Consider the following 21,755-nt stretch of genomic DNA (forward strand, 5'->3'; position numbering starts at 1 on the left):
TACCTTCCGTTGTGTTGCACACTCAGCGCAGTGGTTCTCGGGTACGATGACCGACATGTATCGCGTTTTTGAAGCACTTGATGAACTCGTCCAAATCGTCGAGCAGGCCTACGGCGTGCCAATATCAAGCTCTTGCCTCGTGCCGCGCAACGAAGTGCTTGCGCTGTTAGACGATATTCGTGACGCAATCCCGAATGAGATGGACGACGCCCAAGATGTCCTCGACCGGCAGGACGCTATCTTGCATGGTGCACAGGAACGCGCGGACGATTTGGTGGCTCAAGCCAATGCAGACGCGAAGCACATTATGGATGAGGCAAACGAGCAGTCTCAAGAAATGATTGACGACGCCCAGTCCCACGCGACCATGCTGGTGACCAACGCTGAAGAGGACTCCCGCGATATGGTCAGCCGCGCACGCGAAGACGCGGAAGCCACCGTGGCGCGAGCACAGGAAGAAGCTCAGCGCCTGGTTGAAAACGGTCAGAAAGAATACCAGCGCTCAATTGATGAGGGCTTGGCGCAGCAGGAACACCTTGTTTCCGAGGCAGAGGTCATGCGTCGCGCAGACGAGGAGGCGCACCGCCTGGTCGAGCAGGCGCACGCGGAGTCCTCGCGTCTGCGCGGGGAGTGCGACGAGTTTGTGGATTCCAAGCTTGCGGAGTTTGAGGAGTCACTTTCCGCAGTGCTTCGCACAGTATCTAAGGACCGTTCTGCGCTCCGGCGTGGCGCCGGCGTCTCAGGCGGCAGCCAACGCGCGGAGCGTTACGACTACGGCGAGCATTAGGAACGCACAAGAGAAAACCAGGTAGCACTTCCGGAAGAAAACCGATGTAGAGTTTGGGTTGCTATGGCTAAAAATCCTTTCATTATTCAAGTAGCTGACGCTCTGCACGGCGACGGCATGCCGGTAGTTGTCCACAACGTGGGCCCAGCTCCTTCCCGCATCGGGCCGGAGATGATCGCAATTCCGGAAGGCCAGGAGGTGGCCGTCGACGCTACCGTGACCCCGCTCGGTTCTGGCGTGATGGTCGACGCCACCGTGACCGCGGTACTGGAAGGGCAGTGCGTACGCTGCCTGCGCACCCTGCAGCCGACGGAAACGCTGCGTGTCTCCCAGGTGTTTTCTAACGGCGACGACTTCATCCAGGGTGATGAAGAAGTAGAGGAAGACGCAGGATCCGGGGATGAGATCATGCGCATCGTGGAAGAAACGGTTGATCTCGAGCAGGCCTTCGTCGACGAAGCTGGCCTCACACTGCCGTTTAACCCGACCTGCCAGCCTGCATGCCCCGAAGACAGCGACGTTCCGGCACCAGACGGCATCAGCGGCGAAGCAACCGACGCGGTGGATCCGCGCTGGGCTGGATTGGAGAAGTTCCTATGAGCCGGCGTTCAAAGAAGAATCGCGTCAGCGGCGAAGAAGCGTGGAACAGCGCGTTCTCCGAAGTAGACCATGCGCCTCTGCTCGAGTGGCTGGGTGTGGATCTGGACGACGAACTGTTGCGACTCGCCTTGACACATCGCTCCTTTGCCAACGAGCACGACTACCTGCCAAATAACGAGCGGCTTGAGTTTCTCGGAGACGCAGTGCTCGGTCTGACCGTAGCCACGAAGCTCTTCGAGATCTACCCTTCGAGCTCCGAGTCGGTGCTCTCCCCGATGCGGGCCTCAATTGTGTCACGCTACGGGTTGGCGGATGTCGCCCGTGGCATCGAGCTTGGTAAGTACGTGCTGCTTGGAAAAGGCGAGTTGCATACCGGTGGCAGGGACAAAGAGTCCATCCTCGCCGATACGACGGAGGCGCTCTTTGGCGCGATCTATCGGCAGCACGGATTCGAAGCAGCCCGCGACGTAATTCTTAAGCTCTTCCACGAGAAGCTCCACAACGCGACGGCACACGGCCACAGGCAAGACTGGAAGACTGTGCTGCAGGAACGCCTCGCGGAACGTGGCATCCCAATGGTCGAGTACGAAACGACGTCTGAAGGCCCCGAGCACGACCTCGAATTTACGTCGTACGCGATCATTCTTGGTGAAAACCGCGGACGTGGAGTGGCGCACAACAAAAAGCTCGCCGAGCAAGAAGCAGCCAGGGAAGCAGTGGCGTTCCTTCAGAAGCACCCGGAAGCGCTCGTTCTTGAGCAGCAGACCCACGACAAGGCGTAGCTGATGCCCGAACTGCCGGAAGTTGAGGTCGTGCGTCGGGGCCTGAACGAGCACATTGTTGGCAGGACATTCGACAGTATCGAGGTCGCGCATCCCCGAGCAGTCAGGGACAGCACCGTCGACCTCACAACGATCCTGCCTGGGCTTCGCGTCACTGGTACCGGACGTCGCGGCAAATTCCTCTGGCTCACCCTCTCCGACGGGGGCTGCCTCCTGGTACACCTCAGGATGAGCGGACAGATGCTGGTCGCCGCGCCGGGCAGCGTGGACAGTCCACACGCGCGGATTCGCGCCAGGATGGGCGACGTGGAACTGGTCTTCGTGGATCAGCGCACGTTCGGCTCGTGGCAATACTGCCAGCTCGTCGACGGTATCCCTGAACTCGCGAGCCACATCGCGATGGATCCCTTCGAGGCGGGTTTCGATGTTGACGAAACTGCGGCGTTGATGCGTAAAAAGCGATCGGCCGTCAAAACGGTGCTGCTCAATCAAGCCGTGGTGAGCGGTATTGGCTCCATCTACGCTGACGAGGCGATGTGGGCCGCGCGAGTCGCGCCGTGGCAACGGGCAGATACACTCGCTCAGGAGAGTGCGGTCGAGCTTCTCGACGCATCACGTGACGTCATGGAGCGTGCACTCGCCCAAGGCGGAACGAGCTTCGACTCCTTGTACGTGAACGTCAATGGTGCCTCGGGGTATTTTGCCCGCTCGCTGAATGCCTACGGGCGCGCGGGTGAACCTTGCGCCCGCTGCGGGGACGCCATTGTGAAGACGGTCGTGAACCAGCGGTCGAGTTATTACTGCCCAACATGCCAGGATCCTGAGCAAAATCGCGAATAATCCTGTCATTGCGACTAGGATTCTCCGCATGGAAAAAGCAACCGAGTTCATTGACGGAACTCTCAACGGCATCATCTGGGACATTGTCCCGTGGCTCCTGCTTGCTGCGGGTGTCTATTTCGGGCTGCGTACCTTGTTCGTACAGGTCCGACTACTTCCGGAAATGTTCAAGGCGGTTACCGAAACCCCGAAGGGCAAAGACCGTGACGGACGCGATTTGGACGAAGAATACGGCGGTATTTCTGCGTTCAAGGCGTTTACCATTTCCGCTGCTTCCCGCGTGGGCACGGGCAACATCGCTGGTGTCGCTCTCGCGATCTCGGTTGGCGGGCCTGGCGCAGTGTTCTGGATGTGGATGATCGCCATTGTGGGTGGCGCTACCGCGTTCGTTGAGTCCACGCTCGCACAGCTGTGGAAGACGAAAGACGAAAGCGGCAACTACCACGGTGGTCCCGCCTACTACATGACGCGCGGACTCGGGTGGCGCCCGCTCGCCGTGATCTTCGCTGTTGCGCTCTCGTTCACCTATGGCTTTGTGTACAACGCAATTCAGACGAACTCCATCGTTGAGGCCGTCGGCGGTTCTGTTGGCTCCGACTCGATGACGCTGAAGCTGATTGTGGCAGTGATCCTTGCTGCCCTGACTTCTGCCATCATCTTCGGCGGTGTGACCCGTATCGCGAACTTCACGCAGGTCGTCGTTCCTTTCATGGCGGTCGCCTACATCCTGGTTGGCCTGCTGGTAGTCATTCTGAACATTCAGGAAGTTCCAGGGATGATCGCGCTGATCGTCGGCCACGCCCTGGGGCTGAAGCAGGTTGGTGGTGCGACGCTGGGTATGGCGTTTGTCTGGGGTATGCGCCGTGGTCTGTTCTCGAACGAGGCCGGCCAGGGGTCCGCTCCGAACGCAGCGGCTACTGCGACGGTATCGCACCCGGTGAAGCAGGGACTGGTGCAGACGCTCGGCGTGTACTTCGACACCCTCGTTGTGTGCTCGATTACGGCGTTCGTCGTGCTGCTCGGCCCTGAGATCAACTACGGCTTGGATGATGTACAGGGTGCATCGCTGACACAGTCCGCCTTGGCGGCAACGGTGGGTGCGTGGGGCACGCACTTCATCACGTTCATTCTCTTCTTCCTGGCGTTCTCGTCAGTGATCGGTAACTACTACCTTGCGCAGGCGAATATTGAGTACCTCTCGGACTCGAAGACGGTGCTGAACGTTTTCCGCTGCGGTGTCATCGTCTTTGTGTTCTTCGGAGCGTTCGGCTCGATTCCGCTGGTGTGGTCGCTTGGCGACACGATGGCGGGCACGATGGCCATCATCAACATCATCGCGATCGTCCCGCTTGCGGGTGTCGCCATCAAGCTGCTCAAGAACTACAACGAGCAGCGCGTCCAGGGCATCGACCCGGTGTTCCACCGCGACATGATGCCTGAGGTCAAGAACGTAGAGTTCTGGGATGGCTCCGACCCAGTAACGCGCCGCAGCCTGGAGGACCGCATCGCCGCATCCGAGGCCCGTGCAGTAGGCGAGGACAACGAGCAGGGCGGTTTGAAGTAGCCTATGGCCTCTGTTCGTATGACCGCGTTCGTGCACGGCCGCGTCCAAGGTGTTGGGTTCCGGTGGTGGACTCGCTGCCGAGCCCTGGAGCTCGGTGTGCGAGGGTATGCGAAGAATCTTGTCGACGGCCGCGTTGAAGTAGTCGCGGAAGGCGACGACGGGGACGTCGATACGCTGAAGCGACTACTGGAAGAACAGCCCTCCTCAACGCAACGACCAGGCCGCGTGGACATAGTAGTCGCGCAGTACGGTGAGCCTCGTGGGGCGGAAGGCTTCCACGAACGGTAAACTCACCACAATGCATTTGAAATCGTTGACGCTGAAGGGCTTTAAGTCCTTCGCTTCTTCGACGACGATGAAGTTCGAGCCCGGCATCTGCGCTGTTGTCGGACCGAACGGCTCAGGTAAATCGAACGTCGTCGACGCGCTTGCCTGGGTGATGGGGGAGCAGGGTGCGAAGAATCTACGCGGTGGGAAGATGCAGGATGTCATCTTCGCGGGAGCGGGGGACCGCAAGCCACTAGGGCGCGCAGAGGTAACACTCACCTTCGACAACAGCGATAAGCACCTTCCAGTGGACTTCACGGAGGTTGCGATCACGCGACGTATGTTCCGTGATGGAGCCTCCGAGTACGAAATTAACGGCTCGAAAGCCCGGCTGATGGACATTCAGGAGCTGTTGTCGGACTCAGGTATTGGCCGCGAGATGCACATCATCGTCGGGCAGGGCAAGCTGTCTGAGATTTTGGAGTCGCGCCCTGAGGAGCGCCGAGCGTTCATTGAGGAAGCTGCGGGTGTGCTGAAGCATCGGCGTCGCAAGGAAAAGGCGCAACGCAAGCTGCAGTCGATGCAGGGCAACGTCGACAGGTTGCAGGATCTGACAGATGAGCTTGGCAAGCAGCTCAAGCCGCTGGAGCGCCAGGCCGAAGCCGCGAAGCGCGCCGCGACTGTGCAAGCCACGCTTCGCGACGCCCGGCTCCGCCTCGCCGGCCACCAGATGGTCACGCTGCAGGCAGCGCATGCACAAAGTGACGAGAGTGCGAAGCTGCTCGAAGAACAGGTCGAGACCGTGACCGCGTCGCTCGAGAGCGCTGAGGAACAGTACGCGCAGCTCGAGGAAGAACAACGGGAGGTACAGCCGCGTGCCCAGGAGTCACAGGAAACTTGGTTTGCACTGTCATCTCTCGAGGAACGGGCGAACGCGACGTTGCGCATCGCACAGGAACGCGCGCACAACCTGAACACGCAGACTGAGTACCACGGGCAAGACCCAGAGGAGCTGCTCGCTCGGGCGGCAGCAGCGGACGAAGAATATGAGGTGGCCATTGAGGCTGCCGAGGAGGCCGCGGAGCGACTTGAGGTTGTTCGGGAAGACGTTGCCGAATACCAGGCTGCGTTCGATGAAGCTGAACGCGAACACGTGGCGCAGATTCAGGCGGTAGCGGATCGCCGTGAGGGCGTTGTGCGGCTGGTGGCGCAAGAGGAGGCGCACCAGCAGGCCGTGCTCGGAGGTGAGCAAGAGGCAACCCGGCTTGAGGAACAACTTTCACTCAGCAGCGAGCGGGCCCACAGTGCCCGCGGCGAAGCCGAGGAGGTAGCGGAGAAGATTGCTGAGCTTGAAGCCCGCCGAGGGCCACTCGTCCATGAGTACGAGCAAGCAAGCTCAGAGCTCACCGCCGCCGAGCAGCGCTTTCAGGAGCTACAGACGCAGCAGCGCGAGCATGAGCGGGCGGTGTTTACGCTGCAGTCGAAGATAGAGACGCTGCAGCACCAAATGCCAACACGTACCGCGGAGGAGATGCTCGGAGGCTATCCCGCGCTTGCATCACTGGTGAAGGCTCCTGCTGACCTGGCAGGAGCGCTGGCTGCCGCGCTTGGTGGCTTCAGTGAGGCATTGGTGGGCGAGCGCGACTTGGACGTTGTGGAGCAGCTGCAATCCGCAGATCGTGCCAGCATCGTTGAGGCAGTCGGCGGTGCGCTGTGGCGTGTTGAAACCGACGGGTGCTATGACTGGCTCCTCGACCACCTCGACGTCGACGTTTCGGTCGCGGGCCCCGTGGCGCGCCTGTTGGCAGACGTTGTCGTAGTGGAGACGCCGCAGGAGGGCGTGGACGTCGTGAAGGCAGACCCACGACTGCGTGCTGTGACGCGAGAGGGGGCACTATTCGGCGAAGGCTGGATGTCGGTAGGCATCGCGAGCGCGTCTACGGTCGAGGTGAGTGCGCAGGTTGAAGCCGCACAGCGAGACCTACGCACCGCAGAGCACGCGTTGGCGGAGCTCTCGGGCACGTTTGAGGGAGCGCAGCTCGCAGCCGAGGACGCGCGGGTGAATGTTGCGGCGGCGAAGGCAGCGCTGCGCGAGCACGACACCGAGGTTGCTTCGTGGCAGCGTGAGCATCAGCGCTTGGCTGCGCAATCGGACACGGCCGAGCAAGAGCGCGTCCGTGCCGCGCAGCAGCTTGAGGAGGCAGAGCAGCGGCTCGCTCAGCGCCGTGAGCAACTGCTGGAAACCCAGGAGCGTCTTTCTCGCATCGACGACACTCCTGCTGCGGAAGGCCCTTCGCCCGAGGCACGCGATGCTGCATCCCAGCAACTGACGCAGGCGAAGGCGCTCGAACTGGAAGCGGTTCTCGCTGCTCGTGAGACGCAACAGCGCGCTCAGGCGATTGCGGGGAAGGGCGATGCGTTGCGGCGCCAGGCGGAAAACGAGCGCCAGGCAAAAGCGCGTCATGACGCAGCCGTTGCACGTCGGCGGTCCCAAGCCCTGCTCGCCGGAGCCGTGAAGGAACATACGGAGGTTCTGATCTCGCGAGTCCAGGATGCATTACAGCGAGCCACCGCGCAGCGCGATGAGCTGCAGCGCACGCTTGCTGCGCTGCAGGGCAGGATTCAACAAGAGCGATCGCAGGTCAGCGCTGCTCGTCAGCAGCTGAATCGGTTGAGTGACCGCGCGCACGCCGCAGACATTGCAAGGTCGCAGGCGAAGGTGCGTCTTGAGGAAGCTCAGCAGAAGATCGTCGAGTCGCTCGGTATTTCGGTCGATGACTTGCTCGCGAACTTCACGCCGGGAGAAGACTTTGACGAGTCCACTGAGACCCAGCGACTGCGCCAGGCCGAAAAAGATTTGCGCTCTTTGGGGAAGGTGAACCCGCTGGCTCTCGAAGAGTTTAAGGCGCTTGAGGAACGCTATACGTTCCTCTCTACCCAGCTTGCCGATGTGATTCAGGCTCGAAAGGACTTGCTCGACGTCATCGAGGATGTCGACGCCCACATTTTGCAGCTCTTCACGGATGCCTGGCACGACGTGGAGGAGGAGTTTCCACGTGTGTTCCATACGCTGTTTCCCGGTGGGGAAGCCCGCCTGATACTCACGGAACCAGATGACATGCTGCTCACCGGCATCGAGATCGAGGCGCGCCCACCGGGCAAGCGCGTCAAGCGGCTGTCACTGCTGTCAGGTGGAGAGAAGTCGCTGACTGCTCTGGCGTTTCTGGTAGCGATTTTCCGAGCGCGTCCGAGCCCGTTCTACGTGTTGGACGAGGTGGAAGCAGCGCTTGATGACGTGAATCTGCGCCGATTGATCGCGCTGCTCGAGGAGCTGCGGCAGGACTCGCAACTGATTGTGATCACCCACCAGAAGCCGACCATGAATGTGGCGAACGTGCTCTACGGTGTCACCATGCGCGGTGATGGTGTAACGAGGGTGCTCTCACAAAGAATGCGCCCGGCGGGGTCAGCTCCTGACTCCGATCCGGACGCATAAATAGGGGTGCGGGGCTTAGTTCTTTACAACAAGCTCCAGTGTTCCCTCAGAACCAACGGCGAAGAGTTTATCCTGGCCGAGCACCTTCAGACTCGTGGTCTGCTTCAGCAAGTCGCTGGTGGTGTTTTCCCAGATGGTGTCCTCAGACGGGCATGCCTTCCTCGTCGTCGGCGTCTTGAACGTGGAGACTGCACCAGTTGCTTCGTCAATGGTGAAGCCGACGCCGTAGCCGTTGCATGGACCGCCTACAAGCACGTAGCCCTTATCTTCCTTGACAAATTGGACAGTAGCGCCGTCATACAACGGCAGCGGTGCCCAGGTGGTGTTCAGCGCGGTGGTGAGCGCCTCACCAGTCGCTGGTACTGCCTCCTTCGGCGCGTCGGTGCCAACGCTCGGCACGTCTACCTTTGAGCTGCCAAGCTGGCCACTTGAGGCAATGATGCCAAGTCCGACGGCCAGCGAAATCAGCGTTGTGAGGACTGGCAGGATCCATTGGGCAACGTCTTGTGGCAGATTCTTCAAAAATGGGGGAGTATTCATAAACCTTATTCAACCACGTTACAGGGATAAATGGGGTATTCCACACAATTGTGGGCGCCTTTGGCACTATGGAAGTCATGACTACGTACTCGTTATGGATTGCAATTGCAGCTGTGGTGCTCGTGATTCTCATTGTGGGCATCATCATTGTTGGCAATAAACGGAAATCGGCAAAGTCTGTTTCCTTTGAAAAGACCGAGGAGCCGAAAGAGCTTACCCAGCAGGAAAAATCAGGGAATTACCAGGCAAAAGGCGGTTTTAATTTTGCCCAAGCTGGGGCGAAGGAGAAGGAGCCTGTCCCGCTTGTCGACGCCCCCTCCGAGCCGGAGCCCGCTCAGGCTGCACCAATGCCAGAGCCTGAGCCGCTTGTAGAGGAGGAGCCGGCGCCTGAGCCTGAGCCTGAGCCGGAGCCGGTTGAGGAAACTCAGTCTGAAAAGCCTGAGCCGGTGGCTGTACCGGAACCGCAGGCCGAGCCTGAATCTGCAGTAGAACCGAAACCTGAGGTTGAGAAGGAGCCGGAACCGACACTGGTCACGGAAGAGCCAAAGGCGCCCGCGCCTGCAGAACCCGCCTCCGACGAAGCAGACGTCGAACACCAAGACATCGAAGAAGCACAAGAGGCAGCGGACGCAGCCGCAGCAACGGTCGACGGGGCGGAACGTGCCCTGGAAGACGGCGCCGAACCGACCGAGGACGCAATTGTCAGCGAACCAGTCTCCTCCGAGCCTGTCGAGGCAATCGCGCCAGCCGCAGGCCGGATGGGCAAGCTGCGCGGGCGCCTGTCGCGCTCGCAGAACGCGATTGGCCAAGGGCTGCTTGGCATTCTTACCGCAGGCGACCTCGACGAGGACGCGTGGGAAGAGATCGAAGACACCCTCATCATGGCAGATATCGGTGCGGATCTGACCATGCGCATTACCGATGCACTGCGTCAGAAGATTGCCGAGCGAGGCGTGGCATCTGAGGCTGAAGCACGCGCAATGCTGCGGGAAACCCTGATCGAAGCCGCGAAGCCAGAGCTCGATCGTTCGATTCACGCAATGCCGAACGAAGGCAAGCCCGCTGTGATCTTGGTAGTCGGCGTCAACGGCACGGGTAAGACCACCACGACGGGCAAGCTTGCACGTGTACTCGTAGCGATGGGCCACTCGGTGGTACTTGGCGCTGCGGATACATTCCGCGCTGCTGCGGCAGACCAGCTGGAGACGTGGGGGCGTCGGGTAGGCGCCTCTACGGTCCGCGGAGCAGAAGGCGCGGACCCTGCCTCTGTCGCGTTTGACGCCGTGGCGACCGGCGTGCAAGAGGGTGCGGATGTCGTGCTTGTAGACACAGCGGGCCGTCTGCACACCTCGACTGGCTTGATGGATCAGCTGGGTAAGGTGAAACGGGTCGTCGAAAAGAAATCCACTGTTGATGAGGTGCTCCTGGTACTGGATGCAACGGTTGGACAAAACGGCATTGCGCAGGCGCGAGTGTTCCGAGAGGTCGTTGATATCACCGGTGTGGTGCTGACGAAGCTGGACGGTACCGCGAAGGGCGGCATTGTGTTCCAGGTGCAAGAGGAACTGGGTGTGCCGGTCAAACTTGTGGGTCTTGGCGAAGGCGCCGATGACCTCGCGCCGTTTGAAGTAGAGAGCTTTGTGGATGCTCTGCTGGGATAGCCTGGCGTGATGTGAACAGTTGGGCGGAAAGGCGCTAGGCTAGGTGCGTTCTGTCTCATTACCGAAGAATGAATTAGTTAAGGGAGCAACGCACTGTGTTCGAGTCACTGTCTGACCGCTTACAATCAGCGCTTGGAGGCTTGCGCGGCAAAGGCAAGCTCACCGAGGCTGACATTAACGCCACAGCACGTGAGATTCGGATCGCGCTGCTGGAGGCTGACGTCTCGCTGACTGTCGTACGCGCCTTCATTAAGCGCGTGAAAGAGCGCGCTTTGGGCTCCGACGTTTCAGAGGCGCTGAACCCGGCACAGCAAGTGGTCAAGATTGTTGACCAGGAGCTGACCGCCATTTTGGGCGGAGAGACTCGACGCCTCAACTTTGCAAAGACACCGCCGACCGTCATCATGCTGGCAGGTCTACAGGGTGCTGGTAAGACCACCCTGGCAGGTAAGCTGTCCCGCCACCTGGCAAAACAAGGACACACACCGCTGCTGGTGGCCTGTGACCTCCAGCGCCCGGGCGCGGTGCAGCAGCTCCAGATTGTGGGTGAGCGCGCCGAGGTTGCAACGTTCGCTCCGGATCCTGGCACGTCCATCGACTCGTTTGAGCACGAGATGGGCACTTCCCACGGCGACCCTGTCGCGGTGGCGCAGGCTGGTATTGAGCACGCGAAGCAGAACAAGCACGACGTGGTGATCATCGATACCGCGGGCCGTTTGGGTATTGACGAAACACTGATGACGCAGGCCCGTAACATCCGTGATGCAGTCCAGCCTGATGAAGTCCTGTTTGTGATCGATGCGATGATTGGTCAGGACGCGGTCACGACTGCGCGGGCCTTCGCGGACGGCGTGGATTTCACCGGCGTCGTGCTGACGAAGCTCGACGGTGACGCCCGCGGTGGTGCAGCTCTGTCCATTCGCGAAGTCACCGGCAAGCCGATCCTGTTCGCGTCCACCGGTGAGAAGCTCGACGACTTTGATGTCTTCCACCCGGAGCGCATGTCGAGTCGCATCCTCGGTATGGGCGACCTGCTCTCACTCATTGAGCACGCAGAGACCGTCTTCGACCAGAAGGAGGCTGAGGAGGCCGCGAGCCGACTCGGCACTGGGGAGCTCACGCTTGAAGACTTCCTGAACCAGATGCTGATGATCCGCCGCATGGGCCCGATCGGCAATCTGCTCAAGATGATGCCTGGCGGCAAGCAGATGAACCAGATGGCGGACATGGTTGATGAGAAGCAGCTGGACCGCATCCAGGCAATCATCCGCGGTATGACGCCTGAGGAACGCGCGAACCCGAAGATTCTCAATGCGTCGCGCAGGAAGCGCATCGCTGCTGGTTCCGGCGTGAAAGTCTCTGACGTCAACCAGCTCGTTGAACGCTTTTTTGAGGCGAAGAAGATGATGGGCGCGATGGCCAACCAGTTCGGCCTACCAGGAATGCCGGGCATGGGTGGCGGACGCTCCGCGACGAAGAAGAAGCCCAAGGGACGCAGGGGCAAGAACGGGAAGCGCAAGCCCGCGAAGCGCCGTGGTGGAGGCCCGAAGATGCCGGGCATGCCACAGATGCCGGGAATGCCTGGCATGGAGGATCTGCAGAAGATGCAGGAACAACTTCCTCCAGGTATGGAGGGGCTTGACCTCAACAATCTTGACTTCGGCGCAGCGATGAAGCGCATGGGCAAGAAGAAGTAGTCAGCAAAACACTGAAGGGCCGGTACGGGCATCCGTACCGGCCCTTTGCTATCGTGCTCGCACGCTACTGCGTAGCGGGTGCGTCCATCTCCAAGCTCGGTGTGGGATCCGTGGCGGGCCCCGGGAGCAGGCCTAGCTCTTCGAAGATCGGCATCAGCTCAGCCCACAGAAGCGGAGCGAGCGTTGCTGCGTAGGCGTTCGAGATGTGGTTCTGGTCGCGGTAGATGTACACGTTGCCACGCTGTGGCGGGCAAAACTTGTCGTCGCAGAACCAGTCAGCGGTATCGATAGACCACTGGTGATTCTCGGGCAAGAGGTACGAGGTTGCTGGGTCCTCGGGCCCGTAGATTGTGCTGCGCAGTGCTGAGCAGTCGCGTTCGGAGGCACCAGCAACGATGCAGAGGTTCGGGTCCATAGGATCGCCTTCTGGGGTGAACATCCATGGGTTATCGCGCAAACCAACGAACGGGATGCCGTAGTAGGCGAAGTTCTGCCACAGGTTCGCGTAGGCGTCGGGGACCTTGTCCGTGGAAAACGCTGCACCGCCTGCGTGGCCCTCGGGGCGTGTGGAGTTTGAAATCACCAGGTCCGGGTTCATCTCGACGATGTTCTGGAACGCAAGCTCCGACCATTGAGCGCATACATCGCTGACGAACTCGTCTCTGTCGGCACCGCCGATGACAATCGGGCACTCCTGCCGTACGTACGGAATGACCCGGAAGTGGTGCTCTTTCCCGAGCTTGTCGAGGGGCACGACGTACGGCTCGATGTGGGACCCGCCGGTCATCACTACAGTGACGTCGGACTCGAGGTCGCCGTACTGGCAGTCGGGACGAGGCATGTCCGTTGCCGGTTGGGGGATCATGATCATGCACTCGTCTACGCCGATAGGTGGGTAGATGCCCGCAATCAGGGCCGGATCGGGCTGTGGCTTGACGTCTGGGACTTCAGCACCAGCAATGGCGAGGGCGCCCGGGTAAAGGTCCTCCGGAAGATCGCGGTCTGCGTCCTCGATGCGCTGATTCCAAAGCGGTTGGATTGCAAAAATAGTGGCAACGAGCACGGAAACCAGCACGCCGCCGCCTGCGCGGCCAATGCCGGTGCGGGTGCGCAGCGTCGAGCGGGCGTCGATAACCGGTGTATCGGTCGATTGCGGGCGCTTGCGGTGTTGACGCAGCGGGTCTTCTACCAGCAGGTGTGTGACGTGTGCGAGTCCGAGCGAAACCGCGATGACGAGGGTGCCAACCCACCACGGAGGAGTCCCGAACCCTCCAGCAAGAGTGACAATGATGAGCAACGGCCAGTGCCAAAGATAGAGGGAATAGGCGATGCTGCCTAGCCACGTCATCGGCTTCGACGCCAGAATGTTTGAGACCGAGTTCTGGTTGCCACTCATGACAATCAGCGCGGCGCCAGTGAGTGGCAGCAGCGTGACAGGGCCGGGGAACGCGAGTGAAGTGGTGACGACGATGCCGGTAATCGAAATCATCACAACGCCAAGGCCCGCAGTCCACGCGGCTGTGCGCTGTGGCAGGAAACGGCTGGTTGGCACGAAGGCAAGCAACCCACCGAGCGCGAGCTCCCACGCACGGGAGAAGGTGGAGTAGTAGTTCTGGCCCGTACCGACGAAGCCGAAGCGCGCAGCGTATGCGAACGAAGCAACGGTGATAATGGCGAGCAGCGTGATCGCGCCTCGCTTGGCAATGACAGCCGGAACTTTGCACTTCCAGATCAAGAAGGCCAGCAGCGTCCCCAACAAAATGGCGAAAACGTAGAACTGGCCCTGCACACTCATTGACCACAGGTGTTGCAGCGGCGAGGTGTCCTGGCTTGCCGCCGCATAATCCGCATCTTGGGCGATCAGCTCCCAGTTTTGGTAGTACAGCATGGAGGCGGTGAACTGCTTGGAGAGTTCCACGCCCATGAGTTCGGGGGCGAGCAGCATCACGCCAAGCATGGTTGCCAGGACAGTGAGCGCAAGTGCTGGAACGAGGCGTCGAATAGTGCGCCACAGTGGCCACCAGGGGTTGAGGCTTGGGTTTGGGCGCATTGCGTAGCGGATCTGGCCGCCGAGGAAGAAGTATCCAGACAGCAGCAAGAAGACGTCGACGCCGCCTGAGACTCGGCCGACGTAGACGTGGAACAAGACGACTAGTGCGATAGCAAAGCCTCGAAGCCCGTCAAGGTCGACGCGGTATGCGGTTGAGCGTTTCGTGCTCGGTGCAGGCATGCTGAAAAACCTCGTGTACTCTCAGATTGTTTCGCGCCCTCATTACGCTTCATGCTATTTTTCGGCGGGCAACTGAAAAGACGATACCCGCAACAGGCAGGCAAATGGTAACTATCTGCCTAGATAACAAGTCCTGTTTGGGAATTGGTTCGCTATGGGGTAACCTCTTTCAGGTTGATTATCTGTGTATGCAGGTTTTGAACAGGACCAAACTGCGTTCGCGTTGGACCCGTCACGTGCAGAGATGTGCGATGTCGCCCAACCAGTCACGCGCAGGGTAAAGAAGAAGGGTTGAACCGGCCCGCCTATCGTGTTGGCGGGTGTCTGTACTGCCCGGTGACCGTAAAGGAAGAAATTTCATGGCTGTAAAGATTAAGCTGCAGCGCGTCGGTAAGATCCGTAACGCGCAGTACCGTGTTGTCATCGCTGACGCGAAGGCTCGTCGTGATGGCAAGGTTGTCGAGAACATCGGTATCTACCACCCGAAGCAGGAGCCTTCCCTCATCAAGATCGACTCCGAGCGTGCTCAGTACTGGCTCGGCGTTGGTGCGCAGCCGACCGAGCCTGTGCTCGCTCTGCTGAAGATCACCGGCGACTGGCAGAAGCACAAGGGCCTCGACGGTGCTGAGGGCACCCTCAAGGTTGCTGAGGAGAAGCCATCCAAGCTTGACCTGTTCAACAAGGCTCTCGAGGAGGCCAACAACGGCCCGACCGCTGAGGCGATCACCGAGAAGCGCAAGAAGGCAAAGGAAGAGGCTGAGGCCAAGGCTGCCGCAGAGGCTGAGGCAGCTGCAGCTGCTGAGGCTGCGGAGTCCGCTGAAGAGGAGTCCCCAGCTGAGGAGTCCGAGGACTAATCCGAACCTCGCAACGGCACGTTCCCGATCCGTGTGGTCGGAGGGCGTGCCGTTTTTGTTTGCGAAGTGGGCGTCGAAAAGTAGGGTAATTGAGCATGGAGCTACTGATTGGTCGGGTCGTGAAGACTCACGGTATTAAGGGCGAAGTCGCGGTGGAAGTGCACACGGACCAGCCCGAGGTCCGCTTCGCAGTGGGCAGCAAGCTGTGCGGCACGCAAACGGGGAAGGATATTGAACTCACCGTTGCGACGGCCCGCCCGCACAAAGGACGCTTGTTGCTCAGCTTCGAAGAGGTGCCGGACCGTACCGCCGCTGAGGGGCTGCGAGGGCTGAAGTTCTTTGCGGCGCCGCTTGAACGCGGGGAGGACGCGGACCCGGATGAGTTCTACGATCACGAATTGATTGGACTGAATGTGCGTCTTGATGGGGAGGAGATCGGGCAGGTCACAGGTGTGATGCATACGCCGGGGCGCCAGATTCTGGAGGTTGAGTACGACGGCCGTGAGGTCCTCGTGCCGTTCGTGAGCGATATTGTGCCCGAAGTAGATCTGGAGAAGGGCTTCCTGTCGATCACCCCGCCAGAGGGTTTACTCGATGTCTAGGCACACCTTGAGGCTCGACATTGTCACCATTTTCCCCGAATACCTTGAGCCGCTGCGCCACGCGTTGTTGGGCAAGGCGATTGAGCAGGGGATTGTGAGCGTCGGCGTGCATGATCTTCGACAGTGGGGGCTTGGTGTACATAAGTCTGTCGACGCCCCTCCGCTCGGCGGCGGGCCTGGTATGGTGATGCGCCCGGATGTGTGGGGTGAGGCGCTTGATGCCGTGGCAGCTGGCAACGAAGGTGAAGGGTTGCGTTCCGCCGCTCCGCACCGCAATGACAAGGCCCGCCACGATGAGGTCCACGCCGTCGCGCCACGGCCGTATGAAGTTAGTGATGTCCGCGAAGGCGAATCTGCTGAGCAACCACTGCTGATTGTGCCTACTCCGGCGGGATCTCCGTTTACGCAGCAGGATGCGCAGGCGTGGTCGCGCGAGTCCCACATCGTGTTTGCTTGTGGCCGCTACGAGGGTATTGACCAGCGAGTCTTTGTTGACGCCCAGCAGCGGTACCGGGTGCGCGAGGTCTCTATCGGCGATTACGTGCTCATCGGCGGGGAGGTGGCTACGTTGGTGATCGCGGAGGCCGTCACCCGTCTGATTCCCGGGGTGCTGGGCAATACGCAGAGCCACGAGGACGATAGTTTTTCCGATGGGTTGCTTGAGGGACCGAGCTACACAAAGCCACGAACGTGGCGCGGGATCGGCGCCCCTGACGTGCTCTTTTCGGGTGATCACGCCAAGGTGGAGCGCTACCGACGTGATGTATCGCTGCTGCGCACGCAGCAAGTCCGCCCGGAGCTATTGGACGCCGCCGAGCTCGATGAGGATGACGAGTTTGCGCTGTACGGCCGCGACGTCGTGACGGCAATGCAGGTGCTCGTCGACGAGAAGCGCTGGCCGAAGGCGCGCAAGTCTTTGGCCCGTGCGTTGCGCAAGACTGGTTACCGCGAGCCCAAAATCTCACTGGAGCCGATCGGCCCGCACTGCGAGGATGAGTCGATTCTTGAGACCGATTACCTGTTGAAGGAGGGGCATCCGCCTCTTGAGTCTTTGTGCAGGCTCGAGGTGCGCGGCCGCACCGCGCTCGAGCTGGACGCTGCGACGCAAGCGGTGGTTGCAGGCCTGCCCAGAGGTACCTACTGGTACGGATCGACCCGCCTCGTGGATGGGAACGCATAAGCATTAGAATGTCCGGAATGACGTTCATTGCTGAGACCATTGCATCGGAACTCCAGGTAGCGCCACGCCACGTTGAGGCTGCGCTGCAACTGTTGGCAGAGGGGAATACGGTCCCATTCATTTCTCGCTACCGGAAGGAAGCTACCGGTGGCTTGGATGACACACAGCTGCGCCACATTGAGCAGCGCAATGCGTATTTGATCGAGCTTGAGGAGCGCAAGGCTTCGGTCATTGAGGCGATCGAGGAGCAGGGCAAACTCACTGATGAGCTCAAGGCGCTCATCATGGGTGCGGATACGAAGGCGCGCGTCGAGGATCTCTACCTGCCGTATAAGAAGCGCAGGAAGACCAAGGCGGATATCGCGCGTGAGGCCGGTCTCGAGCCGCTCGTTGACTCGCTTATTGACGCCCCTTCGGCCGACGCCGAGACAGAGGCGGCACGCTATATCTGTGAAGGGTTCGCCGACACGAAAGCGGTGCTGGACGGTGCCCGCGCGATCTTGGTTGACAGGATCGCCACCGATGCGGATCTCGTCGGCGAGGTCCGCGACAAGGTGTACGAGTCCGGAACGATGCGTTCGAGCGTCGTCGAAGGCAAGGAGAACGAGGGTGCGAAGTTCCGCGACTATTTCGACTTCAGCGAGCCATTCGCCTCGTTGCCGTCGCACCGCATTTTAGCGCTGCTGCGAGGCGAGCAGGAAGGCGTGCTTTCGCTGGATTTGGACGCCGGAGATGACGCGGCGTACGAGGGGATGATCGCGAACCGTTTCGACCTTAACTGTGAAAAGAGCCCGTGGTTGGCGAAGGCCGTGCGGTGGGCATGGAAGACAAAGCTGCAGGTCTCTTCTAATTTGGATACACGGATGCGTCTGAAGGAGCGCGCGGATGAGGCGGCTCTGGACGTCTTCAGTACGAATCTTCGCGATGTGCTGCTGGCCGCTCCTGCCGGTCAACGCGCGACCCTGGCGCTGGATCCGGGTTACAGGAACGGTGTAAAAACAGCGACCGTAGATGGCACGGGGAAGGTGCTCGCGACCGCGATCGTCTACCCACACCAACCGCAGAACCAATGGCAGCAGGCGGTGCAGGTGCTCGCGACCACCGTGGCGGAACACGGCGTGGAGCTCATCGCGATTGGTAACGGCACGGCGTCGCGGGAGACGGAGAAGCTTGCACGAGAGGTCGCGGACATGATCGCAGCAGCGGGCGGGCGCAGGCCTGTTCCGGTGGTGGTGTCGGAATCGGGTGCGTCGGTGTACTCGGCTTCTGAGATCGCGGCTCAGGAGTTTCCGGACATGGATGTGTCACTGCGTTCCGCGGTCTCGATTGGGCGGCGCCTCCAGGACCCGCTTGCGGAGCTGGTCAAGGTCGACCCGAAGTCAATTGGCGTGGGGCAGTACCAGCACGATGTGAATCAGGCGGCGCTCGCGCAGTCGTTGGACGCCGTGGTGGAGGATGCGGTGAACTCAGTCGGGGTGGACGTCAATACGGCGTCGGTACCGCTGCTGGAACGAGTCGCTGGCGTGACGCCGACGATCGCGAAGAACATCGTTGCCTACCGCGATGAACATGGTGTGTTTGCTTCGCGCAAGGAGCTGAAGAAGGTGCCGCGACTTGGGCCGAAGGCCTTCGAGCAGTCGGCCGGCTTCCTACGCATCCAAGGCGGAGAGAATCCGCTTGATGGCTCCGCTGTGCATCCGGAGGCCTACCCCGTTGTGGAGCGCATCGCTCAGCAATCTGGGGTGGACACTGCGGCACTCGTTGGTAACAGCAGAGTGCTGTCGGGTCTTCGTCCGCAAGACTTTGCCGACGACACCTTCGGCGTCCCAACCATCACGGATATCTTTGCCGAGTTGGAAAAACCAGGCCGGGATCCGCGTCCGGAGTTTAAGACGGCCACTTTTAAAGAAGGCGTACACAAGGTGTCTGACCTCCAGCCGGGCATGATTCTGGAAGGGACGGTCACCAACGTCGCCGCATTCGGCGCGTTTGTGGACGTCGGCGTGCACCAGGATGGCCTCGTGCACGTGTCTGCGATGAGCCATTCTTTTGTGAAGGACCCGCACGAGGTCGTGCGCTCGGGTGAAGTGGTGAAGGTGAAGGTCCTCGAGGTGGACGTGCAGCGCCAGCGAATTAGCCTCACGCTGCGCCTGGATGATGAGCCGGGGAGCGAACAGAAGCGTGAGTCTTCACGCGGGAAGAAGCCGCAGCAGAAGCCGAGCCGTCAGGGTGGGAAGCGCCAGCGAGGTCGCGCTGGAGGTGCGCCGCAGGGCGGTTCGATGGCGGATGCACTCAAGCGTGCCGGATTTGGGAAGTGACGTGCTCGCATGTAGAATCGTGCGGGTTATTGTAAGCGACATGAACCAGCCGAGCGTCCACCTGTGGAAAAAGCCGCTAGGGTCCTCTGTCCAGAAACGTAAAGGATTGCTTCAATGAGCAACGGCATTATTGATCTTGTAGACGCAGGCCAGCTGCGTGACGATATCCCTGACTTCCGTCCGGGCGATACCCTCGACGTACACGTCAAGGTTATCGAGGGTTCGGTCACCCGTACCCAGGTCTTCACTGGCTTCGTCGTTCGTCGTCAGGGTGACGGCATCCGTGAGACGTTCACGGTCCGCAAGGTTTCCTTCGGTATCGGTGTTGAGCGTACCTTCCCGGTACACTCCCCGAACCTGGAGAAGATTGAGGTCGTCCGCAAGGGTGACGTACGTCGCGCGAAGCTGTACTACATGCGCGACCTGCGCGGCAAGGCTGCCCGCATCAAGGAGCGTCGCTAAGCGCATACCCGTTTCTTGCGCAGCACCCCGCACACTTACGCTTCGTAAGGTGCGGGGTGTTTTGTTGCGCTGCTAGAGTGTTGCGGGTGAACGAAAAGAGCGCATCTGAAGAAAAATCCATGCCGTGGTACATCGAAATCCCGATGGTCGTTGTACTCACCTTGGTGTTCATCTTCATTATTCAGACATTCATTGGCCGCCTCTACGTGATTCCGTCTGCGTCGATGGAGCCGACGTTGCATGGACAGGACGGCAAGGGTGATCGCATCTTCGTGGAGAAGGTGTCCTACTACTTCTCCGATCCGGAGCCGGGTGACGTCGTCGTGTTTAAGGGGACTGACTCGTGGAATACCGGCTTCGTCACTAACCGCTCCGACAACCCGGCCATTGCCGGTCTGCAGGAGGTGTCCTCCTGGGTGGGGCTGGTGCCGAAGGATGAGAACACGTTGGTCAAGCGCATCATCGCGAAGGGTGGCCAGACGGTGTCCTGCCAGGAGGGGGATCCGGCGGTGATGGTGGACGGCAAGCCGATCGACCAGTCGTACACGCTGCAGCCGAACTACTACCCGGTGGATCCTGAGACTGGGTCCGACGCTTGCGGTGGTAATTATTTCGGCCCGGTAACTGTCCCTGATGGGAACTACTTCATGATGGGTGATAACCGCACGAATTCCGCTGATTCGCGCTACCACCTTGGTGATGAGTACCAGGGCACGATCCCGGAGGAGAACCTTCGCGGAAAAGTTCTTGCGATTGTGTTCCCACTCCAGCGTTTTGGTGGCGTCGACGACCCGGCGATCCAGCAGTAGCCCGACGCTTGGTGTGTGAGCTGTGGTGCGTCGTTTGAAGCAGCTTCGGACGTACGAGGTGGCACTTGAAAAGGCCGGTCTCGGTCCAGTCGCAGGGGTTGACGAGGCCGGCCGGGGCGCCTGCTTCGGGCCACTGACAGTCGCCGCGTGCGTGCTACCACCGCAGCCGATACGGCAACTTGAAGGGCTGACGGATTCCAAGCAGTTGACGGCGAAGCGTCGAGAAGCACTCTTTGACATCATTTGCCAGCACGCGCTCGCGTACTCGATCGTGCACGTGCCCGCCAGCGAGATTGATCACCGCGGGGTGCAGCATGCCAACATTGACGGGGCCCGGCGCGCAGTTGCGCAGCTAGAGACGGAGGCGCGGTACGCGCTTGTCGACGCCTTCCATATCGCGGGTTTGCCCCTACCACAACTGCCGATTATCGGCGGTGACGCGAGTGCCCGGTGCATCGCCGCCGCCAGTGTGTTAGCTAAAGTGAGCCGCGACCGTCTCCTCGATGGCTACGCGGAGCAGTACCCGGGGTATGGGTTGGAGCGCCACAAGGGGTATGGCACGAAGGCGCACATGGATGCGGTGCGCCGCCACGGGGCGACGCCGCAACATCGTTATAGTTATGCCAACGTGAGAACTGCCGTTGAGATTTACGAAGGGGGCACCGCATGAGTGCTGAGGATCTGGACAATTACGAGGCTGACGTCGAGCTGTCGCTGTATCGCGAGTATCGAGACGTCGCGAGCCAGTTCTCGTTTGTTGTGGAGACGGAGCGTCGTTTCTACCTTGCGAATGCTGTCGAGTTGATCCCGCACAAAGACGGCAACGATGTGTACTACGAGGTCCGTATGTCGGATTGTTGGGTGTGGGACATGTACCGCGCGGTGCGTTTTGTTCGCTACGTCCGCGTCATTACGTACAAGGATGTCAATATCGAGGAGCTAGACAAGCCGGACATCACGTTCCCTAATTCGTAGTCTGCGTTTCGACGTCCCCTCCGCCCCTCCCGCGTGTTGCCTGTAAGGAACCGCGGGAGGGGTTTTTGCGTCTAAACACTTACGCCTCTGG

The 21,755-nt window shown here is 60.4% G+C and carries 19 protein-coding genes; 17 read left to right on the forward strand and 2 right to left on the reverse strand.

Annotated elements, in window-relative coordinates; translation table 11 throughout:
* Nucleotides 1–55 precede the first annotated feature (55 nt).
* The 7 genes from KBX14_RS00710 to smc all read left to right on the forward strand — a co-directional run bounded on the left by KBX14_RS00710 (nt 56) and on the right by smc (nt 8,336).
* On the forward strand, nt 56–787 hold the full coding sequence (locus tag KBX14_RS00710; RefSeq protein WP_070363481.1) for a DivIVA domain-containing protein: 732 nt from the start codon (nt 56–58) through the stop codon (nt 785–787).
* Between the two features lie 63 nt (nt 788–850).
* Nucleotides 851–1,387 carry a DUF177 domain-containing protein gene (locus KBX14_RS00715; protein ID WP_070362261.1) on the forward strand — a complete coding sequence of 179 codons (537 nt, stop codon included), beginning with the start codon at nt 851–853 and terminating at the stop codon, nt 1,385–1,387.
* Nucleotides 1,384–2,169: a ribonuclease III gene (gene rnc, locus KBX14_RS00720; RefSeq protein ID WP_071572495.1), complete on the forward strand. Its 786-nt coding sequence runs from the start codon at nt 1,384–1,386 to the stop codon at nt 2,167–2,169. The genes KBX14_RS00715 and rnc overlap by 4 nt, the downstream gene beginning before the upstream one ends.
* 3 nt (nt 2,170–2,172) lie before the next feature.
* Entirely contained in the window at nt 2,173–3,009 is an 837-nt protein-coding gene (gene mutM, locus KBX14_RS00725; protein ID WP_256041672.1) for a bifunctional DNA-formamidopyrimidine glycosylase/DNA-(apurinic or apyrimidinic site) lyase, read from the forward strand.
* 28 nt (nt 3,010–3,037) lie between these two features.
* Complete coding sequence (locus KBX14_RS00730) at nt 3,038–4,573, forward strand: sodium:alanine symporter family protein (RefSeq protein ID WP_256041673.1); 1,536 nt, start codon at nt 3,038–3,040, stop codon at nt 4,571–4,573.
* A gap of 3 nt (nt 4,574–4,576) precedes the next feature.
* Entirely contained in the window at nt 4,577–4,861 is a 285-nt protein-coding gene (locus KBX14_RS00735; protein ID WP_256041674.1) for an acylphosphatase, read from the forward strand.
* Nucleotides 4,862–4,871: 10 nt separating this feature from the next.
* Nucleotides 4,872–8,336, forward strand: coding sequence for a chromosome segregation protein SMC (smc, locus tag KBX14_RS00740; RefSeq protein ID WP_256041675.1), 3,465 nt, complete (start codon nt 4,872–4,874; stop codon nt 8,334–8,336).
* A 15-nt stretch (nt 8,337–8,351) separates the two neighbouring features.
* Here smc and KBX14_RS00745 read toward each other — a convergent pair whose 3' ends face one another.
* Nucleotides 8,352–8,876, reverse strand: coding sequence for an META domain-containing protein (locus KBX14_RS00745; RefSeq protein WP_256020263.1), 525 nt, complete (start codon nt 8,874–8,876; stop codon nt 8,352–8,354).
* A gap of 77 nt (nt 8,877–8,953) precedes the next feature.
* On the opposite strand from KBX14_RS00745, the gene ftsY reads away from it, so the two are divergent.
* Both ftsY and ffh read left to right on the forward strand, forming a co-directional pair.
* Nucleotides 8,954–10,537 carry a signal recognition particle-docking protein FtsY gene (gene ftsY / locus KBX14_RS00750; RefSeq protein ID WP_256041676.1) on the forward strand — a complete coding sequence of 528 codons (1,584 nt, stop codon included), beginning with the start codon at nt 8,954–8,956 and terminating at the stop codon, nt 10,535–10,537.
* Between the two features lie 95 nt (nt 10,538–10,632).
* Nucleotides 10,633–12,234 carry a signal recognition particle protein gene (gene ffh, locus KBX14_RS00755; protein WP_256041677.1) on the forward strand — a complete coding sequence of 534 codons (1,602 nt, stop codon included), beginning with the start codon at nt 10,633–10,635 and terminating at the stop codon, nt 12,232–12,234.
* A gap of 64 nt (nt 12,235–12,298) precedes the next feature.
* On the opposite strand, the gene KBX14_RS00760 is transcribed toward ffh, so the two are convergent.
* The gene (locus KBX14_RS00760; RefSeq protein ID WP_256041678.1) at nt 12,299–14,464 is read right to left on the reverse strand and encodes an acyltransferase family protein; all 2,166 of its coding nucleotides are present in this window, start codon (nt 14,462–14,464) and stop codon (nt 12,299–12,301) included.
* A gap of 359 nt (nt 14,465–14,823) precedes the next feature.
* Here KBX14_RS00760 and rpsP point away from each other — a divergent pair, with 359 nt between their 5' ends.
* From rpsP to KBX14_RS00800, 8 genes are all read left to right on the forward strand, one after another.
* Nucleotides 14,824–15,318, forward strand: coding sequence for a 30S ribosomal protein S16 (rpsP, locus tag KBX14_RS00765; RefSeq protein ID WP_070362270.1), 495 nt, complete (start codon nt 14,824–14,826; stop codon nt 15,316–15,318).
* A gap of 89 nt (nt 15,319–15,407) precedes the next feature.
* Nucleotides 15,408–15,920 (forward strand): ribosome maturation factor RimM, encoded by a 513-nt coding sequence (gene rimM / locus KBX14_RS00770; protein WP_350338457.1) that lies wholly within the window; start codon nt 15,408–15,410, stop codon nt 15,918–15,920.
* Nucleotides 15,913–17,100 (forward strand): tRNA (guanosine(37)-N1)-methyltransferase TrmD, encoded by a 1,188-nt coding sequence (trmD, locus tag KBX14_RS00775; RefSeq protein WP_256041680.1) that lies wholly within the window; start codon nt 15,913–15,915, stop codon nt 17,098–17,100. The genes rimM and trmD overlap by 8 nt, the downstream gene beginning before the upstream one ends.
* Nucleotides 17,101–17,117: 17 nt before the next feature.
* Entirely contained in the window at nt 17,118–19,418 is a 2,301-nt protein-coding gene (locus KBX14_RS00780; RefSeq protein ID WP_256041681.1) for a Tex family protein, read from the forward strand.
* Between the two features lie 114 nt (nt 19,419–19,532).
* Nucleotides 19,533–19,880 carry a 50S ribosomal protein L19 gene (gene rplS / locus KBX14_RS00785; RefSeq protein ID WP_070362274.1) on the forward strand — a complete coding sequence of 116 codons (348 nt, stop codon included), beginning with the start codon at nt 19,533–19,535 and terminating at the stop codon, nt 19,878–19,880.
* 119 nt (nt 19,881–19,999) lie between these two features.
* Entirely contained in the window at nt 20,000–20,689 is a 690-nt protein-coding gene (gene lepB / locus KBX14_RS00790; RefSeq protein ID WP_083290932.1) for a signal peptidase I, read from the forward strand.
* Between the two features lie 25 nt (nt 20,690–20,714).
* Nucleotides 20,715–21,359, forward strand: coding sequence for a ribonuclease HII (locus KBX14_RS00795; protein WP_256041682.1), 645 nt, complete (start codon nt 20,715–20,717; stop codon nt 21,357–21,359).
* Nucleotides 21,356–21,664, forward strand: a complete 309-nt coding sequence (locus KBX14_RS00800) for a DUF2469 domain-containing protein (RefSeq protein WP_070362276.1) — start codon at nt 21,356–21,358, stop codon at nt 21,662–21,664. The genes KBX14_RS00795 and KBX14_RS00800 overlap by 4 nt, the downstream gene beginning before the upstream one ends.
* The last annotated feature ends 91 nt before the right edge of the window (nt 21,665–21,755 follow it).

Source organism: Corynebacterium sp. CCUG 61414 (genome assembly GCF_024453945.1).
GTDB lineage: Bacteria > Actinomycetota > Actinomycetes > Mycobacteriales > Mycobacteriaceae > Corynebacterium > Corynebacterium pseudogenitalium.